Annotated in this window: 18 protein-coding genes; 5 read left to right on the top strand and 13 right to left on the bottom strand. The window is 68.1% G+C overall.

Features of this window, described 5'->3' with window-relative positions:
* Window positions 1-569, bottom strand: a 569-nt coding sequence (locus D0Z08_RS21840; protein ID WP_182481422.1) for an ATP-binding protein, incomplete at its 3' end; no start/stop codon positions are given.
* A 132-nt stretch (window positions 570-701) separates the two neighbouring features.
* Between D0Z08_RS21840 and D0Z08_RS21835 the strand changes: the two genes are divergently transcribed.
* Window positions 702-1,196, top strand: a complete 495-nt coding sequence (locus D0Z08_RS21835; RefSeq protein WP_182481421.1) for a MarR family winged helix-turn-helix transcriptional regulator — start codon at window positions 702-704, stop codon at window positions 1,194-1,196.
* Between the two features lie 45 nt (window positions 1,197-1,241).
* Window positions 1,242-2,468 (top strand): acyl-CoA dehydrogenase family protein, encoded by a 1,227-nt coding sequence (locus D0Z08_RS21830; protein WP_118927377.1) that lies wholly within the window; start codon window positions 1,242-1,244, stop codon window positions 2,466-2,468.
* 40 nt (window positions 2,469-2,508) lie between these two features.
* Here the strand turns inward: D0Z08_RS21830 and D0Z08_RS21825 are convergent, their stop codons facing one another.
* Genes D0Z08_RS21825 through D0Z08_RS21815 form a run of 3 tightly spaced genes read right to left on the bottom strand, consistent with a single transcriptional unit; the run spans window position 2,509 to window position 5,915 of the window.
* Window positions 2,509-3,987 (bottom strand): class I adenylate-forming enzyme family protein, encoded by a 1,479-nt coding sequence (locus D0Z08_RS21825; RefSeq protein WP_118927376.1) that lies wholly within the window; start codon window positions 3,985-3,987, stop codon window positions 2,509-2,511.
* Between the two features lie 45 nt (window positions 3,988-4,032).
* Complete coding sequence (locus D0Z08_RS21820; protein ID WP_118927375.1) at window positions 4,033-4,938, bottom strand: alpha/beta hydrolase; 906 nt, start codon at window positions 4,936-4,938, stop codon at window positions 4,033-4,035.
* Complete coding sequence (locus D0Z08_RS21815) at window positions 4,938-5,915, bottom strand: enoyl-CoA hydratase/isomerase family protein (protein ID WP_118927374.1); 978 nt, start codon at window positions 5,913-5,915, stop codon at window positions 4,938-4,940. The genes D0Z08_RS21820 and D0Z08_RS21815 overlap by 1 nt, the downstream gene beginning before the upstream one ends.
* Before the next feature lie 125 nt (window positions 5,916-6,040).
* Here D0Z08_RS21815 and D0Z08_RS21810 point away from each other — a divergent pair, with 125 nt between their 5' ends.
* Window positions 6,041-6,769 carry a TetR/AcrR family transcriptional regulator gene (locus tag D0Z08_RS21810; RefSeq protein ID WP_118927393.1) on the top strand — a complete coding sequence of 243 codons (729 nt, stop codon included), beginning with the start codon at window positions 6,041-6,043 and terminating at the stop codon, window positions 6,767-6,769.
* Here D0Z08_RS21810 and D0Z08_RS21805 read toward each other — a convergent pair.
* Window positions 6,696-7,577 (bottom strand): short-chain dehydrogenase/reductase, encoded by an 882-nt coding sequence (locus tag D0Z08_RS21805; RefSeq protein WP_118927373.1) that lies wholly within the window; start codon window positions 7,575-7,577, stop codon window positions 6,696-6,698. The genes D0Z08_RS21810 and D0Z08_RS21805 overlap by 74 nt on opposite strands.
* Window positions 7,578-7,640: 63 nt before the next feature.
* Between D0Z08_RS21805 and D0Z08_RS21800 the strand changes: the two genes are divergently transcribed.
* Window positions 7,641-8,651 carry an NADP-dependent oxidoreductase gene (locus D0Z08_RS21800; RefSeq protein ID WP_118927372.1) on the top strand — a complete coding sequence of 337 codons (1,011 nt, stop codon included), beginning with the start codon at window positions 7,641-7,643 and terminating at the stop codon, window positions 8,649-8,651.
* A gap of 52 nt (window positions 8,652-8,703) precedes the next feature.
* Here the strand turns inward: D0Z08_RS21800 and D0Z08_RS31725 are convergent, their stop codons facing one another.
* Genes D0Z08_RS31725 through D0Z08_RS21775 form a run of 6 tightly spaced genes read right to left on the bottom strand, consistent with a single transcriptional unit; the run spans window position 8,704 to window position 13,690 of the window.
* A complete protein-coding gene (locus D0Z08_RS31725) occupies window positions 8,704-8,910 on the bottom strand; it encodes a hypothetical protein (RefSeq protein WP_147381500.1) in 207 nt (68 codons plus the stop codon).
* A gap of 10 nt (window positions 8,911-8,920) precedes the next feature.
* The gene (locus D0Z08_RS21795; protein ID WP_118927371.1) at window positions 8,921-9,601 is read right to left on the bottom strand and encodes a DUF169 domain-containing protein; all 681 of its coding nucleotides are present in this window, start codon (window positions 9,599-9,601) and stop codon (window positions 8,921-8,923) included.
* Window positions 9,602-9,638: 37 nt separating this feature from the next.
* Window positions 9,639-11,183, bottom strand: coding sequence for a linalool dehydratase/isomerase domain-containing protein (locus D0Z08_RS21790; protein WP_118927370.1), 1,545 nt, complete (start codon window positions 11,181-11,183; stop codon window positions 9,639-9,641).
* A gap of 1 nt (window position 11,184) precedes the next feature.
* Window positions 11,185-11,751, bottom strand: a complete 567-nt coding sequence (locus D0Z08_RS21785; RefSeq protein WP_118927369.1) for a hypothetical protein — start codon at window positions 11,749-11,751, stop codon at window positions 11,185-11,187.
* Between the two features lie 6 nt (window positions 11,752-11,757).
* Window positions 11,758-12,708, bottom strand: a complete 951-nt coding sequence (locus D0Z08_RS21780; RefSeq protein WP_118927368.1) for an alpha/beta hydrolase — start codon at window positions 12,706-12,708, stop codon at window positions 11,758-11,760.
* A gap of 4 nt (window positions 12,709-12,712) precedes the next feature.
* The gene (locus D0Z08_RS21775; RefSeq protein WP_118927367.1) at window positions 12,713-13,690 is read right to left on the bottom strand and encodes an enoyl-CoA hydratase/isomerase family protein; all 978 of its coding nucleotides are present in this window, start codon (window positions 13,688-13,690) and stop codon (window positions 12,713-12,715) included.
* 108 nt (window positions 13,691-13,798) lie between these two features.
* On the opposite strand from D0Z08_RS21775, the gene D0Z08_RS21770 reads away from it, so the two are divergent.
* On the top strand, window positions 13,799-14,518 hold the full coding sequence (locus D0Z08_RS21770; RefSeq protein WP_220454290.1) for a TetR/AcrR family transcriptional regulator: 720 nt from the start codon (window positions 13,799-13,801) through the stop codon (window positions 14,516-14,518).
* A gap of 15 nt (window positions 14,519-14,533) precedes the next feature.
* Here D0Z08_RS21770 and D0Z08_RS21765 read toward each other — a convergent pair whose 3' ends face one another.
* Together D0Z08_RS21765 and D0Z08_RS21760 are read right to left on the bottom strand one after the other, a co-directional pair.
* Window positions 14,534-15,538, bottom strand: coding sequence for a PDR/VanB family oxidoreductase (locus D0Z08_RS21765; protein ID WP_118927365.1), 1,005 nt, complete (start codon window positions 15,536-15,538; stop codon window positions 14,534-14,536).
* Complete coding sequence (locus tag D0Z08_RS21760) at window positions 15,535-16,641, bottom strand: aromatic ring-hydroxylating dioxygenase subunit alpha (RefSeq protein WP_118927364.1); 1,107 nt, start codon at window positions 16,639-16,641, stop codon at window positions 15,535-15,537. Before D0Z08_RS21760 ends, D0Z08_RS21765 begins: the two co-directional genes overlap by 4 nt.
* Window position 16,642 lies beyond the last annotated feature (1 nt).

Raw genomic sequence — 16,642 nt, 5'->3', positions numbered from 1 at the left:
CTGACTGCGTCGTGCCCGGGCACATCCAGATCCGGCTGGTCGAGATCCTCGAGCTTCGGGACGCTGAACGGCGACAGGTTGAAGATGAACTCCCCCGCGACCCCCAGCGCCTGTCGGCTCGTCGCCAAGACCCGCACCTCGGGACACGTCCGCAACAGCTGCCGGGTCAGGGCCGCGGACTCGTCCAGGACGTGCTCGCAGTTGTCCAGGACCAACAGCAGCCGGCGGTCCTCCAGCTGCGCCGCGAGTGACGTGACCGGATCCTCCGAGGCCAGCTCCTGAACATCAAGGCTGGCCGCCACCGCATGGCTCACCATCCCGGACGTAGTCACCGCATCCAGCGCCACCATCCAGACACCGTCCGGGAACACCCGGCGAAAGTCACCCGCGAGACGGAGCGCCAGACGAGTCTTGCCCACACCCCCCGGACCAGTGACCGTCACCAGCCTGGCCGTGGTGAGCAGCTGCCTCACCTCCGACAACTCCCGGCGGCGACCCACGAAGCTCGTCACCTCGACCGGCAGATTGTCCTTCCGCCGAGCCAGGTTCTCCGAAGCCAGCGCGCCCACCGGATCATCGTCGCACCGCCCGGAGCCGAACACCTACGACGAACGAGCTCGCCGCGCAGACCGGATTCGAACCGGCGCCACCCTCTGACGGTCGCGAGAGGCGTCGCGTGGACTTGTGGTCAGATGGGACCCATGATCGAGAACAGCGACCGTGCGAATGACATCGCGCTTGTGCCAGGGTCGATCGCTTCGCACGTGAGTTGTCTGTTGGTGAAGCTCGGCCAGGTCTCGTTCCGCCTGCAAGAGGCAGCCCTGGCACCGTTGAACCTTCGCGTGCGTCACTTCAGCGTCTTGCAGGCCCTGGCAGATCGTGGGCCGTCGGTGCAGCTCGAACTGGGGCGTTACCTGCGCATCGACCCGGCAACCATGGCGGCCGTGCTGGACGATCTTGGCCGCGTCGATGCCGTTTCGCGCGAGCGCGCACCTGAGGACCGCCGCCGCTACATCGTGACACTGACACCCGAGGGCCAGGGCTTGCTGAGCCGGGCCGTAGCTGCCATCGAAGCAGTCGACGCAACCTTCCGGGCAGCCCTGCAGCACCAGCCGGAATCGGATCCGCTGAAAGGCCTGAGGATTCTCGCCGCAGATCCTGCTCTCGCGGCTGCTTTCGACGCCACCGGCAAGTAGGCGGACGCCACTAAGCGTTTGTGCAACAAATGATATGTTGAACGCATGATCGTTCAGCGGCAATCCGACCGGCTCTACCACGACCTCCTCTCTCCGAGCGAGACCATCGACGCCCGTCTCCGTGCGCGAAAGATCGCAGACGACATCGTGGCCCCGCGGGCGGCAGCGATCGCCAACGGGGATGAACGAACCGACGGGTTCCCCAGGGATGTGTTCGGCGCGCTCGGGTCGGCCGGTCTCTTCGGTGTCGGGTTCAGCGCCGACGTCGGTGGCCAGGACCTCGCCCACCCTGCCGCAGCGACAGCGGCGACCATCGAAGAGCTTGCTTACCACTCGAGCAGCATCGCTGCCGTCTTCGACGTGCACTGCATCCTCTCGGGAAACGCGCTCAACCAGGGGACGGACGACCAGAGGCAACGGTGGCTGCGCAAGATCGTCAGCGGCGAGATCGTCGGCGCCTTCGCCACGACTGAGCCAGAAGCCTCCAGCGACCTCTCCATCGAGGCACTCCAGACCGTTGCCACCGAGACGTCCGGCGGCACGACCTGGGTCCTCAACGGTCGCAAGCGCTGGATCTCGAACTCCCCGGTCGCGAACGAGATCGTGGTCCTCGCCCGTACCGGCGAGCGAATGTCCATGTTCATCGTCGACACCACGCTGCCAGGAGTGAAGGTCGGCACCCCTGATCGGAAGATGGGGAACCGTGGGCAGCTCACTGCCGACGTGACTTTCGACGACGTCCACGTCGATGCAGCTGAGCTTCTCGGCGGAGTCGAGGGGCAGGGGCTGCGGCAAGCACTCGCCACCCTGACCTACGGACGGATCGGGATCGCCGCGGCCGGTGTCGGAATGGCTCAGCGCGCCTTTGACCTCATGGTCGAGCACCTCTCTAGTCGACGGGCCTTCGGCCGCGTCATCGGAGCGAACCAGCACTGGCAGTTCCTACTCGCAGACCGCGCAACAGAGATCGAGAACGCCCGCAACCTCTACCTCAAGGCCGCCCTGCGCCTCGATGACGGCAACCCCTTCCCGGAGCCCGAAGCCGCCATGGCCAAGCTGTACGGCACCCGGCTCTCCGTCGACATCGCTCGAGACGCCGTCCAAGCCTTCGGCGGCTTCGGCTTCGCGCGCGAGCTCGGCGACGACGGCTCCCCTGGGCCTGTTGAGGCCCTCTACCGGGATTCGAAGATCGGTGAGATCTACGAGGGAACCAACGAGATCCAAAGGTGGGTCATTGCCCGCCAGATCCTCGGACGTGAGGTCGCAGGCTGAGCGCAGGGTCGTCTCCCCAACCCGACCGTGCGCGCGTCGGTCACGAGCGCGTCCCTGCCACGCCGGCGACCTGGATGTCCCTCAACGACCGCTTGTCCAGCTTGCCGACGGCGTTCTTGGGGAGGGCCTCGACGACATGGATCCTCTTTGGCCGCTTGTAGCCGCTCAGGTTGGCAGCACACCGGGCTTCGAGTGCCTTGGGATCGACCGTCTGGCCTGGCCGAGCCTGCACGAACGCGACCACGATCTCACCCCAGGTCTCGTCAGGTACGCCGATGACGGCGGCCTCGAGGACGGAAGGATCCGAGGCCAGCACGTCCTCGATCTCCTTGGGATAGATGTTCTCGCCGCCGCGGATGATCATCTCCTTGGAGCGGCCCACCAGCGTCAGGTAGCCGTCGGCGTCGACGTGCCCGATGTCGCCGGTGCGCAGCCAGCCGTCGACGATGACAGCGGCGGTGTCCGCCGGCCGGCCGAGGTAGCCACGCATGACGTTCGGGCCGCGGACCACGACCTCACCGTCCTCGCCGGGCGCGACCTCGTTTCCCTCTCCGTCGAGGATGCGGAGCTCCTGCCCGGGGAAGGGGCGTCCCACGGTGCCTGCCTTTCGGATGCCCGACACCGGGTTGATCGTGGACGCACACGTGCCTTCCGACAGGCCATAGCCCTCCACGAGGGGGAAGCCGAAGCGGCGCTGGAAGCGGGTCAGCAGCTCGGCGGACGCAGGTGCCGCGCCGCAGACGGCGAAGCGGACCGAGGACGTGTCCGGCTGCACCTCCTCGGGCAGTGCCGCCAGCATGCTGTAGATCGTCGCCACGGCACTGAAGAACGTGGGCCGCTCCCGCTCGATCGTCTCGAAGAAGGTGTTCGGGTTGAACCGGTCGGCGATGACGACGCTGGCTCCGACGAGGAGCGGGGTGAGGATGCTGACCACGATGCCGTTGACGTGGAACAGCGGCAGGATCAGCAAGCATCGGTCGTTGTGACCGAGCTCGAGTGCCTCGCTGCCCATGGCGGTCATGGCATCGAGGTTCGCGTGGTCGAGCATGACTCCCTTCGGCACTCCCGTTGTCCCGGAGGTGTAGATCAGGAGAGCCAGTGCTGCGGGATCCGAGCAGGGAGCGGGATCCGCGCCCTCTGCCTGGTAGATCTCGCCGACCAGGAGGACGGGGACCTCGCTCGTCGAGACCGTGGCGTCGTCGTCTTCGAGGATCAGCAATCGGGCGCCGGAGTCTTCCACCTGTCGCGCGACCTCGCCCGCGGTCAGGCTGGGGTTGACCGGGGTGACGGTCGCGCCCAGACGCCACGCTGCGAAGAGGAGGACCACGAAGTCGATCCGGTTGTTCAGCTTGAGCGCGACGACGTCGCCGGCGCCGATGCCGAGCCCGTCGAGCCGGCGGGCGACGGCGCGCACTCCGTCCAGCATCTCGGTGTTCGCGAGAGACGTAGTGCTGTCTGCGAGCGCCGGCCCGTACGGGTCCTGCGCGGCACGACGGTCGGGAAGGGTGGCGAACTCCATGCGAGCATCCGGCCTTTCGGGAGAAGGAGGGTCGGGACGGTGGGATCAGCGCGCGTCGAGGTGGCGGGTCAGGAACTCGACCTGGTCGGCGACCAGCTGCTCGAACGGCTCGCCCAGGTAGAAGGCGAAGTGCCCGGCCTCGTAGGTCTTGATCTCCCCGTACGGGGCGGTGCGCGCGTAGCGAAGAGTCTGCTCGGGCGGCGTCACGGTGTCGTGGTTGCTGACGCAGAAGAGGATCGGCATCTCGACCTTCTTCGCCGCGCGTCCAGGTCGGTACGCCGTGATGGTCGGTACGACCCGCGCGGCCGCCGCATTGACGAACGAAGCGCCCGGCGGGATGAGGGCCTCGTACCCAGGGAGCGCGTCGGGTGCGTTCATCAGGGCGATCGATCCCGGCGGTCCCGCCAGGGGCAGCGTGACCGGATCGGCACCGCGGGCGCGGGCCGCGAGGTCGCGAGCCACGAACGGCAGCAGCTTGAGGGACGCGCGCGGACCCAGCGCCCGCGCCGAGGCAAGCCCGTCGGTGAAGGGGCACTGCGAGACTGCCGCGAGCAGCTCGGGATGGCGGGCGGCGACCGTGATGGCGTGACCGCCACCGAACGAGCTGCCCCAGACCGCCACCCGACCACCGTCCACGTCGTCGCGACCCTTGATGTGGGCGATGGCCGCGTCCCAGTCGGCAAGCTGGCGCTTGATCGACAGCAGCTGGCGCGGCTGGCCGCCGCTGTCACCGAAGTGCCGGTAGGTGAAGGCAAAGGCGGCGATCCCGGCGGCTGCGAACCGCTCGGCGAAGGCATCGAGGCGCATCTCACGAGTGGCGCCCAAGCCATGGCCGAGGATGACGACCGGCGGCGACGTGACGCCCTCCGGAAGGTAGAGCCAGGCAGAGCAGCTCGCGTCGCCCGAGGTGAAGGAGACATCGTGACGCGAGTAGGGCATGGAGTTGGTCATCACTTCTTCCCCGTCTTCGTGGCGGTGCGGACTCCGGGAACAGTGCCCGTCTCGAGGGCTTCCTCGTAGACACCGGGGCTGTAGAGCGGCAGCTCACCGGTCGCGTCCGTGGTGGCCATGTAGTCGAGCATCAGCTCCTGGCCGACCTTGGACAGCGCGGTGGCGAGGAACTCTGCACGCTCGACGTGCAGGCCGTCGGTGAGCGACATCGAGCCCCCGAAGTACACAGACCGCTTGATCGCCGCGACGGACCCCTTCGTCCGCGAGCCGAAGTGCTCGGCCAGCTCGATGGCCCTTGCCAGGACCTCGTCCGGGGGCACGACGTCGTCGACAGCACCGATGGCCAGGGCTTCTGCGGGGGTGAAGGGCTTGCCCTCCAGGATCGCGACCAACGAGCGGTGCGTGCCGACCAGCCGCGTCAACCGTTGGGTACCGCCCCCTCCAGGCATGATCCCCAACAAGACTTCGGGCTGGCCGATGAAGTAGTCGCCATCGGCCATGACCCGCAGGTCGTTGGCCCAGCTGAACTCCGCCCCCAGCCCCAACGCAGAGCCGTTCAGAGCGGCCACGAAGACGACGCCGCTGCGGTTCATCTTGAGGAACGTCTGGTGCACACGCTCGAGCTGGACCGCCGGCCACAACGGCGTCCTGCCCACCAGGGACTGAAGTCCGCCGGCGCGGTTGACGCCCTTGGCCGTGCGCGCAAGAGCGGACGCGCCCCTCACCCCGACCGAGGGCACCGTCGCTCCACCCTCCTGCAACCAACGCACTTCTGCGTGACTCACGAATCGCTCCGGGTGCGTCCCCGTGAAGACGACCGCACGGATGCTCGAGTCACCGTCGGCCCGCTCCACAAGGGCGTCCAGCTGCTCCGCGATGTCGTTGCCGAACAGCCCGAGGGGACCGCCGTCAAGCCGCGCAACCAGCACAGCTCCGCGGTCCTCGATCTCGAGGTTTCCCCTGACTTCCTCTGCCATGACTGATCCCTAGGGTGCGAGTGGGTGATGCCTTGCGATCGACTATAACGAAGTTATAGCATCGGAACAACCCTTCTCGGACCTGCTCGATGTGATCCGAGGCACCGAGTGGAAGCATGGGAGTCATGCCCGAAGAGTCCACGCCCGACGGCGTACCGCAACGCCTCGTGAACGCCACCATCAAGCTGCTGGCAGAGGTCGGGCCCTCGGCCATCAAGGCGCGCGCCGTGGCGACCGAGGCCGGCATGTCGACGATGACCGTCTACCACCACTTCGGCGGCGTCCCCGAGCTCATCCATGCCGTCGTCGACCACGGGTACGCCGCGATGGAGCGAGCCTTCGCCGAGCTCTCGATCACCGCTGATCCGGTAGCCGACCTGTTCTCGATGGCACTGGCCACCCGCGAGATCGCCCGCACGAACCCGCACCTGTACGACCTCATGTTCGGCCTGTCGACCCGAGCGACCTACCGCCCCACACCCGACAAGGACGTACGCCGCAGCGGCCACTCGCCGGCGTTCCAAGCCGCCTACCGGCATGTCACCGACGCGTGCATCCGACTCATGGAGTCCGGGCGGGTCGACGCCCAGGATCCGCGCGTCGTCGCAGCCGCGACGTGGAGCTTCGTGCACGGCTACATCACGCTCGAGCTCGGCGACCACTTCACGGAGTTCGACGACCCGGTCGCCCAGGTCATGGTGCCGATGGGAGTGACCTTCGCGATCGGGCTCGGCGATGCCCCCGAACGGGCCCGCGCGTCGCACGAGACCGTGCTCGCCCTCAGTCGCCGGAGCGGGAAGCAGGCGGCACGACCTGGTCGTTCCGCCCGAGCGCCGCGATCTCGCGCTCGATAGTAGGCACCCACTTCGCAGCGAAGCGCCTCGCCCACGGCCAGGCCACCGGGGAGCTGATCGCGGCCTTCGCCCATCCGGCCGCACCCACTGCGCGCGGCACGTAGACCCGCGACCGCCGACGCGCCAGCCCATCGACGATCGCACCGGCGGCCCGCTCGACGCTGGTGGTGACGTTGCCCGGATAGGGAAGCTCCTTGCGCAGCTGGACGAACGAGGGAATGTCCTGCTCGGCTCCCCTGACCAGGTCGGTCTCGATCCACGAGGGATGCACCAGGCCCACACTGATGCCCAGGTGGGCCACCTCCTGGCGGTAGGCGACGGTGAGCATCTCGACACCCGCCTTGCTGGCGGCGTACGACGACATCGAGGGCAGGGCGAGGAAGGACAGGGCCGAGGCCACCACCATCACGTGGCCCCTGCTGCGCTCGAGGTGCGGAGTGGCGTACTTCAGCGTCCGGAAGGTCCCGGTGAGGTTGACGTCGATCACGCGCTCGAACGCCGCATCGTCGGCCTGGCGCACGGTCCCGTAGGCCACTATCCCGGCGTTGGCCACGACCAGATCGATGCCGCCCATGGCCTCGGCACTCTCGTCGATCGCGAGCCGAAGGCACTCGCTGTCCCGAACGTCCGCTTCGCGCCAGCTCGCCCGCGGACCCAGCTCGGTCGCAAGCGCGCGGAGCCGGTCCGGCTCCAGCCCGAGCAACGCAACCCGCGCACCGCGAGCGGCCGCAAGCCGAGCCACCTCCGCACCGATGCCTCGCGCAGCTCCGGTCACTACGAGCCTTCGGCCCACCAAGTCTTGATTCATACATGGAATATAACTTGGTTATAGTGTGGTTGTCACCAGCACCTACCAAGAAAGCAGGCAGACATGAAGGCGTTCGTCGTCGAGAAGTACGGCAAGGACGGCCTTCGCGCCGCCGACATTCCTCAACCGACCGTCGGCGACACCGACGTCCTCGTCAGGGTGAGTGCAGCCAGCGTCAACCCACTCGACAAGATGGTGCGCGACGGTGAGTTCAAGCAGCTCCTCAAGTACCGGCGGCCGTTCGTGCTCGGCCACGACGTCTCCGGTGTGGTCACCCAGGTCGGACGGGCGGTGAGCGGCTTCAAGATGGGCGACGAGGTCTACGCCCGGCCCCGTGACCTGCGGATCGGCACCTTCGCCGAGTACATCGCGATCGACCACGAGGACGTCGCACTCAAGCCCACCTCACTCACCCTGCACGAGGCCGCCGCCGTACCGCTGGTGGCGCTCGCCGCCTGGCAGACCCTGGTGGACCTCGCGAAGGTGAAGCCCGGCCAGAAGGTGCTGGTCCACGCAGGTGCCGGTGGGCTGGGCTCCACGGTGGTCCAGCTGGCCAAGCACCTCGGCGCCTACGTCGCCACCACGGCCCACACCAGCGACGTCGACCGGGTGCGCGACCTCGGCGCCGACGAGGTCATCGACTTCACGCAGATCGACTTCTCCGACGTTCTCTCCGGGTACGACATGGTGCTCGACTCGCTGGGCGGCGCCAACCTCGAGAAGTCCCTGACTGTCCTCAAGCCCGGCGGCCTGGCCATCAGCGTCGTCGGGCCGCCGGATCCCGCCTTCGCCGCCCAGCTCGGGCAGCCGGTGCTGCGGCCGGTCATGGCGCTGTTGAGCCGCAAGGTCAGAAGGCGGGCACGCAAGCTCGGGGTGCGCTACTCGTTCTTCTTCATGCGAGCCAGCGGCGCCCAGCTCAGGGAGCTCGCTGCCCTGTACGACGCCGGGAGTCTCCGGCCCGTCCTGGACGAGCGGACCTTCCCGTTCGAGCAGACAGCCGAGGCCCTCGCGCACGTCGAGCAGGGCAAGGCCCGCGGCAAGATCGTGATCACGATGGACGGGACCACCAAGTGACCACCGTTCACCGCGGTCATCGGACGACGATCCAGCATCCAGCCGACTGAGATCATTCAGTCGTGGTCGCGAGCTCCGGGTTCCTGCCGGCGTCGTGCGACCGGCGCTCCGCGGTCGGGCGCTCAGCTCCCCTACGCGGAGGGTTGGACAGGGCGCGGAGGCTGTCCATCAGTCCGCCGACGAGGGCGGCGCTGAGCGGGATCAGGAGCGGGCTCAGCATGAACACCAGGAATGAACCCAGTACGCGTGCGGCTTCCATTGGGACCCAATCAGGCGGTTGCGAAGTTGTTCGCGATGTCCGCAAGAGCGAACTCGCTGACTGCGCGGTCGGAGGCGGTCGATGCTTCCAACCGTTCGACGATCGACTCGAGATCGCGGCCCGGGATCGCGCAGGTGAGGTCATCGTCGGGCAGGCCGGTGCGTGTCCGGCTGACGGCGCACCCGGGGCTCACGGCAACCTGTCCTGCGGCTGCCAGCGGAACGATCACACATTGAGGCTTGCGGGCCAGCGTGAGATCGGGGACGGCGCCCATGAGCGTCATCAGCGCCGCCGGAGAGAGCTGGGCCAGGACCACATCCGGATCGTCGGCATCAGCCAGCGGTTGATAGGTGATCGAGGCCGGCCGGAAGGGAAGCGCCGCCGCACCCACCAGATCCTCCTCGGTGACCCAGCTGCTGTCGACGAGCGCGGCGGTGTCGGCACCGGCGGCCGCCTGGTGTAGGGGAATCAGCCCGTGGGTGTAGCTCCCGACGCTGCAGTTCGCGTGGTCGGCTGCGACGGTGTCGAGACGTTGCTGCTGGGCAGGAGCCCAGAAGCAGCAGCCGGCTGGCTGGGGTGTGACAGGGCTGGTCCTCTCGGAGGCCGGGGCATCAAAGCTCACGGCGACGGGCGGACGGGTGAGCCCGAGGAGCGCGGTCAGTCGCTGGGCCAGGGCGGAGCTGGTGGTCATCGGTGTTCCCTTCATCGGGCCGGGCAAGGCCGGTCGGTCAGCCGTAGGTCAGGCTGATTCGGTGTGTGTCGACGTCGACATCGATCGCGACGGCGTCAGGCGTGGTGCGCCGCCAGGTGCTGAGATGACGGCCATCGATCTCCACGGCGACGGCGGCGTCGCGCGGAAGGTTGTCGACCGTGAACGTCGTCGGTGATCCGCGTCGGGACGGAGTCGCGGCGTAGGTATCGACTTCGAGGATCCGTCGCTGGGCGTCGTGGTGGGTGCGCCGGATGCCGACCCGTGGGTAGTCGACGCCGCGCACGGTGGGCTCGTCGTACATGGTGGTGTTCGGCGCGTTGAAGACCCGTGACCAGGCGCCGGGCTCGGCGCACTCGATCATCATCATGGTCGCGTTGATCTGCCCGCGTGGCCACGGGGAAGACTCCCCCAGCCAGAAGGCGAAGCGGCTGTCACCGTCGCCGAAGAACCTCGGCTCGAACTGGGTTTCCGACACTTCCCGCAAGCGCTCCCAGGTGGTCGTGTCGCCGATCTCGCGCGCCATCCACAACGCCGTCGACAGCAGCTGCGGATCGTCGGCCAGCTGAACGACCGGGACCTTGGGATTGCTCCACCCGAGCTGCCGCATCGCCGACTCATAGAGGTCGAGGCCCAGCTGGTTGTTCTGCGGGTAGAGGTAGTGCAGGAGCACCAGGGCGCTGTAGCCGTTCACCGGCCCTGGGAAGGTCATCGTCGCGTTCTCGATCGGGTCGTAGTAGAAGGCCACCCAATCGATGCGGCCTTTGCGATCCCGGCCCATGTAGTGCTTCTGGGCGAACGCGACCCAGTCCAGGAAGGGCTCGTTGAGCGAGGTCTGGAGAAGCGCGTCGTAGAGCTTGAGGCCGAGCCCGGCCGCGCTCATGCAGAACGGCCAGATCTTGGTGTTCTCGCAGTGTGCCCCCTGAGGCCGGGCCACCAGCTGCGCCGAGATGAAGCTCGCGATGCGCTGATGGGTCCAGGTGAACTGCCGGTTCTGGTAGCCGGTGACCTCGAAGGGGGTCGTCTCCGACTGTTGCCCGGAGACGTAGTGACGCATGCTCAGCAGAAGGTTCAGCCAGCCGCGGTAGAAGAGGTTGCCGTCACAGCCGACGGGGTCCGGCTGCAGACCCCAGGGCTCGATCCCGTTGCCGGTCCAGCCCGGGAGGGCGTAGCGGCCGCGGAGGTGCTCGGGCACGACCGTCAACCACTCGGGCGGGTACCTGTCGACGTTGGGGTCGGGCCCGATCAGGGTGTTCCAGTCGATGCCGCCCCAGAACGTCACGTAGCGTCGCGCGAGCTCGTCGAGGATGCGGGTGTAGCCCTCGCGCCATGCGGGCGTTGCCTCCAGCATCATCGGCAGGACGTAGGCCATCTCGGCGATGTCGAACCGCGGGAACGCGCACATCGGGGGCTCGCTGTAGCGGTCCCACCACTGATGCGGCTCACCTTGGTCGGACCAGTCATCGTCCGTGGTGGCCTTGTCCCACATGAACCTGAGCCAACCGAGGGACCGGTCGTTCAGGCCGGCCGACGGGGTCGAGGTCTCGAGCGCGTAACGGCTCATCTCACGGCTCCAGGACCGGCTCGTCGGTGGCCGCCCGTACCTGCAACAGGGTCGAGCGCGCCCGCCAGGCATCCGTCCAGCTGGGATCGAGCCGAACGACGGCCGGCTCGACGATGATCGTCTCGGATCCGCAGGTCGACGGATCGTGAGCCAGGTACGCGTCGGGGAGCCGATAGCGAGGGCCGCTGGAGCGCCCGAGCTTCACGAACTTCCGGGTGAGTCCGTAGAACCACAGAAGCACGAAGGCACTCCCGCGGAGCTGCGCCGTCCCGTCGTGGAGCCCTGCGACGACCTTGTCGACGGTCCGTGACGACACCAGGGCGCCCATCGCTTGGGAACTGGAGTCGAAATGAACCGCGCAGTCTGCGTTTGCGGCGGATCCCGGTCGGGTGACGGCGCGACGCTGCGGTCCGTCGAAGACCCAGTGCCGGGCGACTCGTTCTCCTGCGGAAAGCTCGAACACCAGGGTTTGGGTGATCTGGGCGCGCAGCGACGGCATGAACCGGGAACCCAGGGCGATGCACTGGCCGAGGAACCACAGCAGCATCCGCAGCGCTGCATCGCTCATGACTCATCAGGCCTTCGCAGTCGGCGTGATGCTCGCCTTCGGAGCCGCGGTCAGGTGGCTGACCAAGAACTCGGTCTGATCGGCAGCCAGTTGCTCGAACGCCTCGCCGAGGTAGAAGTCGAAGTGTCCGGCGTCGTAGAGCCGGACGTCGCCGCGCGGCGCTTGGCGCACGTAGCGCTCAGTTCGTGCGGGAGGGGCGACCGAGTCGGTGGCGCTGATGCAGATCAGGATGGGGGCGGCGACGGCCTTGGCCGATCGGCCAGGCCGGTAGCGGATCAGGCTCGTGACGCTTCGCGCTGCGGCCTGGTTGACCCACTTGTGGTCGGCCGGGAGCAGGGCGAGCATCCCGGGCAAGGCATCGGGAGCTGTCATCAGGCCGAGCTGACCAGCGCTCGCCGCGACGGGGATCGTGACCGGCTCCTTGCCCCGTGCCGCCGCGACAAGGTCACGCGCGACGAAACGGGAGAGCACCAGTGTTTCCTTGATGCCCAGCGCTGCTGCCGAGGCCAGTCCATCGGTGAAGGGGCATTGTGCGACAGCGGCCCGCAGCTCAGGATGCCGGGCAGCGACCCTGATGGCGTGGCCTCCGCCGAGGGAGCTCCCCCACACCGCCATCCGCTGGCGATCTACCTCGGGGAGGCTCTCGGCGTACGCAAGTGCCGCGTCCCAATCGGCGAGCTGGCGTGCCATCGAGAGCAGCTGGCGCGGCTCGCCACCGCTGTCGCCGAGGTGGCGGTAGGTGAACACGAGCACGGCGAGGCCGGCGGCGACGAACCTCTCGGCGTACGGCGCGAGACCCATCTCCCGAGTCGCACCGAGTCCGTGTCCCATGACAACTGTCGGCAGCGGCTGATCGTCCTTCTGGGTAGGCAGGTACAGCCAGGCCGTGCAGGAGGAGTCGCCGGACCGGAACTCCACTGTTCGCCTGCTGAACGCTTCACGCTTCTTGGTGGCCATGACGTCACTTCCTCGGTTGGCTGTTGTCGGCCGCGTTGCCGCGTTGGAGCGCCGCGGCGTAGCCACCGGGCTGGTAGAGGGGAAGCTCACCGTGCAGCGCGGTATCGCCGAGATAGCTGAGCATGATCTCCTGCGCGGCGACCTGTGGCAGTGAGGCGAGGAACTCGGTGCGTTCGATGTGGAGACCGTCGGCCATCGACATCGTGCCGCCGACGTTCACGGCGCGCTTGACGGCAGCAATCGCCTCTGGCGTTCGCGCCGCCAGGTGGGTCGCTCTCTCGACCGCTCGAGCGAGGAGGTCAGCTGGCGGGACGATCTCGTCGATCATGCCGACGGCGAGCGCGTCCTCGGCAGGGAACGGCTTGCCTTCCAAGATCGCCACCAGCGCACGGTGGGACCCGATCAGCTGCGGCAGCCGCTGGGTGCCGCCGGCGCCCGGTGCGAAGCCGAGCAGGATCTCGGGATGGCCGATGAAGTAGTCACCATCTGCCATCAGCCGCAGGTCGCACGCCCACGAGATCTCGGCGCCGACACCGAGCGCCGAGCCGTTGAGAGCGGCCACGAAGATGGTGGAGCTGGTCGTCATCAGCGTCAGCGCTCGGTGCATGCTGTCGAGCTGGATCGCACCGGTCATCGGCGTCTTGCGCGCCAGCCATCGAGATGCCCTGGTCCGGTTGAGCTGATGCGCAATCCGTGCCACGGCTCCGGTGACCCGACGACTCACCGGAGGAATCACCGAGCCGTCCTCCTGCAGCCACGCCAGATCGGCGTGGCTGATGAATCGGCCCGGGTGCGACCCGGTGAGCACGACCGCGCGAACGCCTGGGTCACGGTCTGCCCGCTGCACGAGGTCAACCAGGTGCGGGGCGTCGTCACGACCGAACAGCCCCAGCTCGCCGCCGGCGAAGCGTGCGAGCAGGATCCCACTGCCCAGATCGTCGATCTGGAAGCCGTGCAGGTCGTCGTGTCGAGGAGTGTTCATCACTGTCCTTGTGGAACTTTGTTCTAAACTTCGTTATAGGCGACGATAATGCTGTTCCCCGCCGCTGACAACCCCCACCCGACCCGTCCGAGCCGAAGGTCCGACACGTTGCCCACCGCCCCAGGACTCACCAGTAGGCCGGCCCGCGCACAGGCGGTCGACCAACTGGTCGACGCCACCATCCGACTGCTCGCCACCGAGGGGCCCTCGCAGATCAAGGCCCGATCAGTTGCCGCGGCCGCTCAGCTCTCCACCAGCGCGGTCTACTACCACGTCGGCGGGATACCCGAGCTGTTCCAAGCGGTCGTTGACCGAGGGTTCGCTGAACTGGCTCGTGCCTTCGACTCCACGTCGCCCAGCGACGACCCTGTTGCTGACCTCTTCGGGATGGCGTTGGCCACGCGCCACCTGGCCCAGAGCAACCCCCACCTCTACGACCTGATGTTCGGGCTCTCCACGCGGGGGAGCTATCGCCCGTCAGAACCTCGGCGCGATCACGATCGCTCGGAGGCCTTCAGGACGGCGTACGCGCGACTGGTGCAGACGGCTACGCGCCTGATCAGCAGCGGCCGGGTCCGCGCCGATGAGGATCCCGAGCTCATCGCCGACCAGTTGTGGAGCTGTGTCCACGGCTTCGTCACCTTGGAACTGGCGGGCCACTTCACGCAGCTGAACGATCCCGTCCGGGAGCGGCTACAGCCCTTGACGGTCTGCGTTTTCGTGGGCCACGGCGACACGGCCGAGCGCGCCAGCGCCTCACACGACTCCGTGCGTGTCGCACCCCCGACCGCCGTCAGTCGGGTCGGTCCCGACACCGTGGGCGACTGATCTTCGCAATGAGATTCAGGGGAGCGAGAGCGAGACCCGCGGCGTCGTGCTCGAGCCCCGGACAGCCACGACGCGTGACACGCACGTGGACAACGAGCGCCCACAGTCCTTCTGGGCGGCGCTGAGGAAGACGTCGCGGTGATCGAGTACGCCGTCGACAGTGTCGACGTCCAGCAGGCACAGCCCGCACTCGCCCTTGCGGCAGTCGTACATGAGGTCGAGGCCGGCGCGCGTCAGCGCCTCGAGGACGGTCTCGTCGGCGCGGACGACCGTCTCCACCTGCCGCTGCGGCACGCTGACCACGAACTCCTCGGGCCGGAACCAGCCGCTGCTGCCGAAGGTCTCGAAGCGCAGGTTGACCGACGGCAGCGAGGCCGCCTCCCACTCCCGGCGTACGGCGTCCATCAGCCGGATCGGCCCGCACATGTAGAGCTCGGTGACCCCGCCCAGCGGATGCCGGACGACAGATCCCACCAGCTCGGCCACGTCCAGTGGCGTCTGCTCGGCGTCGACATGGACGACGAGCCGGTCCCCGTGGAGCTCGGCGAGCTCGTCGACGTACGCCATCCGCTCCCGGCTGCGTCCGACGTAGACGAGCGTGTAGTCGGCACCCAGGCCGCGCAGCACGCGCGCCATCGCCGCCACCGCGGTGATGCCGATGCCCCCGGCCAGTAGCACGTGCCGCGGGGCGGCCACGTTGAGCGGGAAGTTCTGCAGCGGCTGCGTCACCTCGAGCTCGTCCCCAGGGACGAGCGTGTGCATGAAGACCGAGCCCCCGCGGGACTGTGGTAGCCGGAGCACGCTGATCGTCAGCAGCGATCCCTCGTCGTCGGACTCGACGATCGAGTAGGACCGGACGTCGGTGGAGTCGCCCACGGGCACCCGCACGTCGAGGTGGCTGCCCGGCGCCGCCCGGCCGCGCGCGAGACGCTGGATCGTGATTCGCTGGACGTCCCGCGCCACCGGGGTGGTGGCGACGACCCGGCCGGTGCTCCAGTCGGGCTGGGCGCTGGTGGTCACCGCTGCGACCCGACCAGGACGCGACCCTCCGCCTCGAGCATCCGGTCGAGGATCCGGCGCACCCACATGCCGCCCGCGTCGATGTTGAGGCTGTAGAACTCGTGGTCCGGGTTCGCGTCGATCGCCGCCTGCTGGGCCGCCAGCATCGCCTCGTCCTCGGCGAACACGCGCCGCACGCCCTCGCGCAGCTGGGTGGTGATCAGCTGGCTGTCGAGCCGGTAGTTGCGCATGAACGCCCAGAAGTAGTGGGATCTGCGGTCGGTCTCCGGGGTGATCGTGTTCATCACGTAGCCGTTCACGCCGTGGCTCCGATCGCCGTCGGGCGCGCCGCTCCCTGCCGGTGCGACTCCGACGTCGATGCAGATCGTCGACGGGGCGTAGTAGTGGATGATCTGCCAGCGGTCGACCCGACCCTCGAAGTCTGGGAACCGGTCGCGGATGTTCTTGCGCCAGAACGGCGGCGGCACCACGTCGAGCATCCACCGCTCGACGGTCACGCTGCCGTCGTCCTCGACCCGGGTCCGGAACTCCGACTCGCTCAGCTCCTCCTGCCCGATGCTGCTGCCGTGCACGAACTCCTCGTGGGTGAGGTCCATCAGGTTGTCGAGGATCAGCTGGTAGTTGCAGGGGGCCTCGATGGTGAGCCCGTCGCCCGCCCAGCCGGGATCGTCCATCTGGTGCATGTCGGGGATCAGGTCGGGGTCGGCCATCGTGATGTCGCCGGGCCAGACCCAGAGGTAGCGGTACCGCTCGACGACGGGGTACGACGGCACCATCGCGCTCGGGTTGACCGTCTCCTGCGCCGGCATCGCCGTGCACCGGCCCGCCGAGTTGTAGCGCAGCCCGTGGTAGGGGCACTGCACCTCGTCGCCACCGACCAGCTTGCCCATCGAGAGCGGCGCGAGCCGGTGCCAGCAGGCATCGGCCAGCGCGACCGGTCGGCCGTCCTGGGTGCGGTACAGCGCCATCGGCTTGCCGGCGATCGTCCGCGACATCAGGCCCTTGTTGGTCACCTCGTGGTCCCACGCCGCGGCGTACCAGGCGTTCAGCGGGTGCGGGAAGATCTTCGCCGTCACCTTGCCGGTGGGCAGCAGCTCGGTCATC

This window comes from Nocardioides immobilis (assembly GCF_003515065.1).
Classification (GTDB): domain Bacteria; phylum Actinomycetota; class Actinomycetes; order Propionibacteriales; family Nocardioidaceae; genus Nocardioides; species Nocardioides immobilis.
Note: the sequence above shows the minus strand (reverse complement) of the source record. Positions and strands in the feature narration are given on the sequence as shown.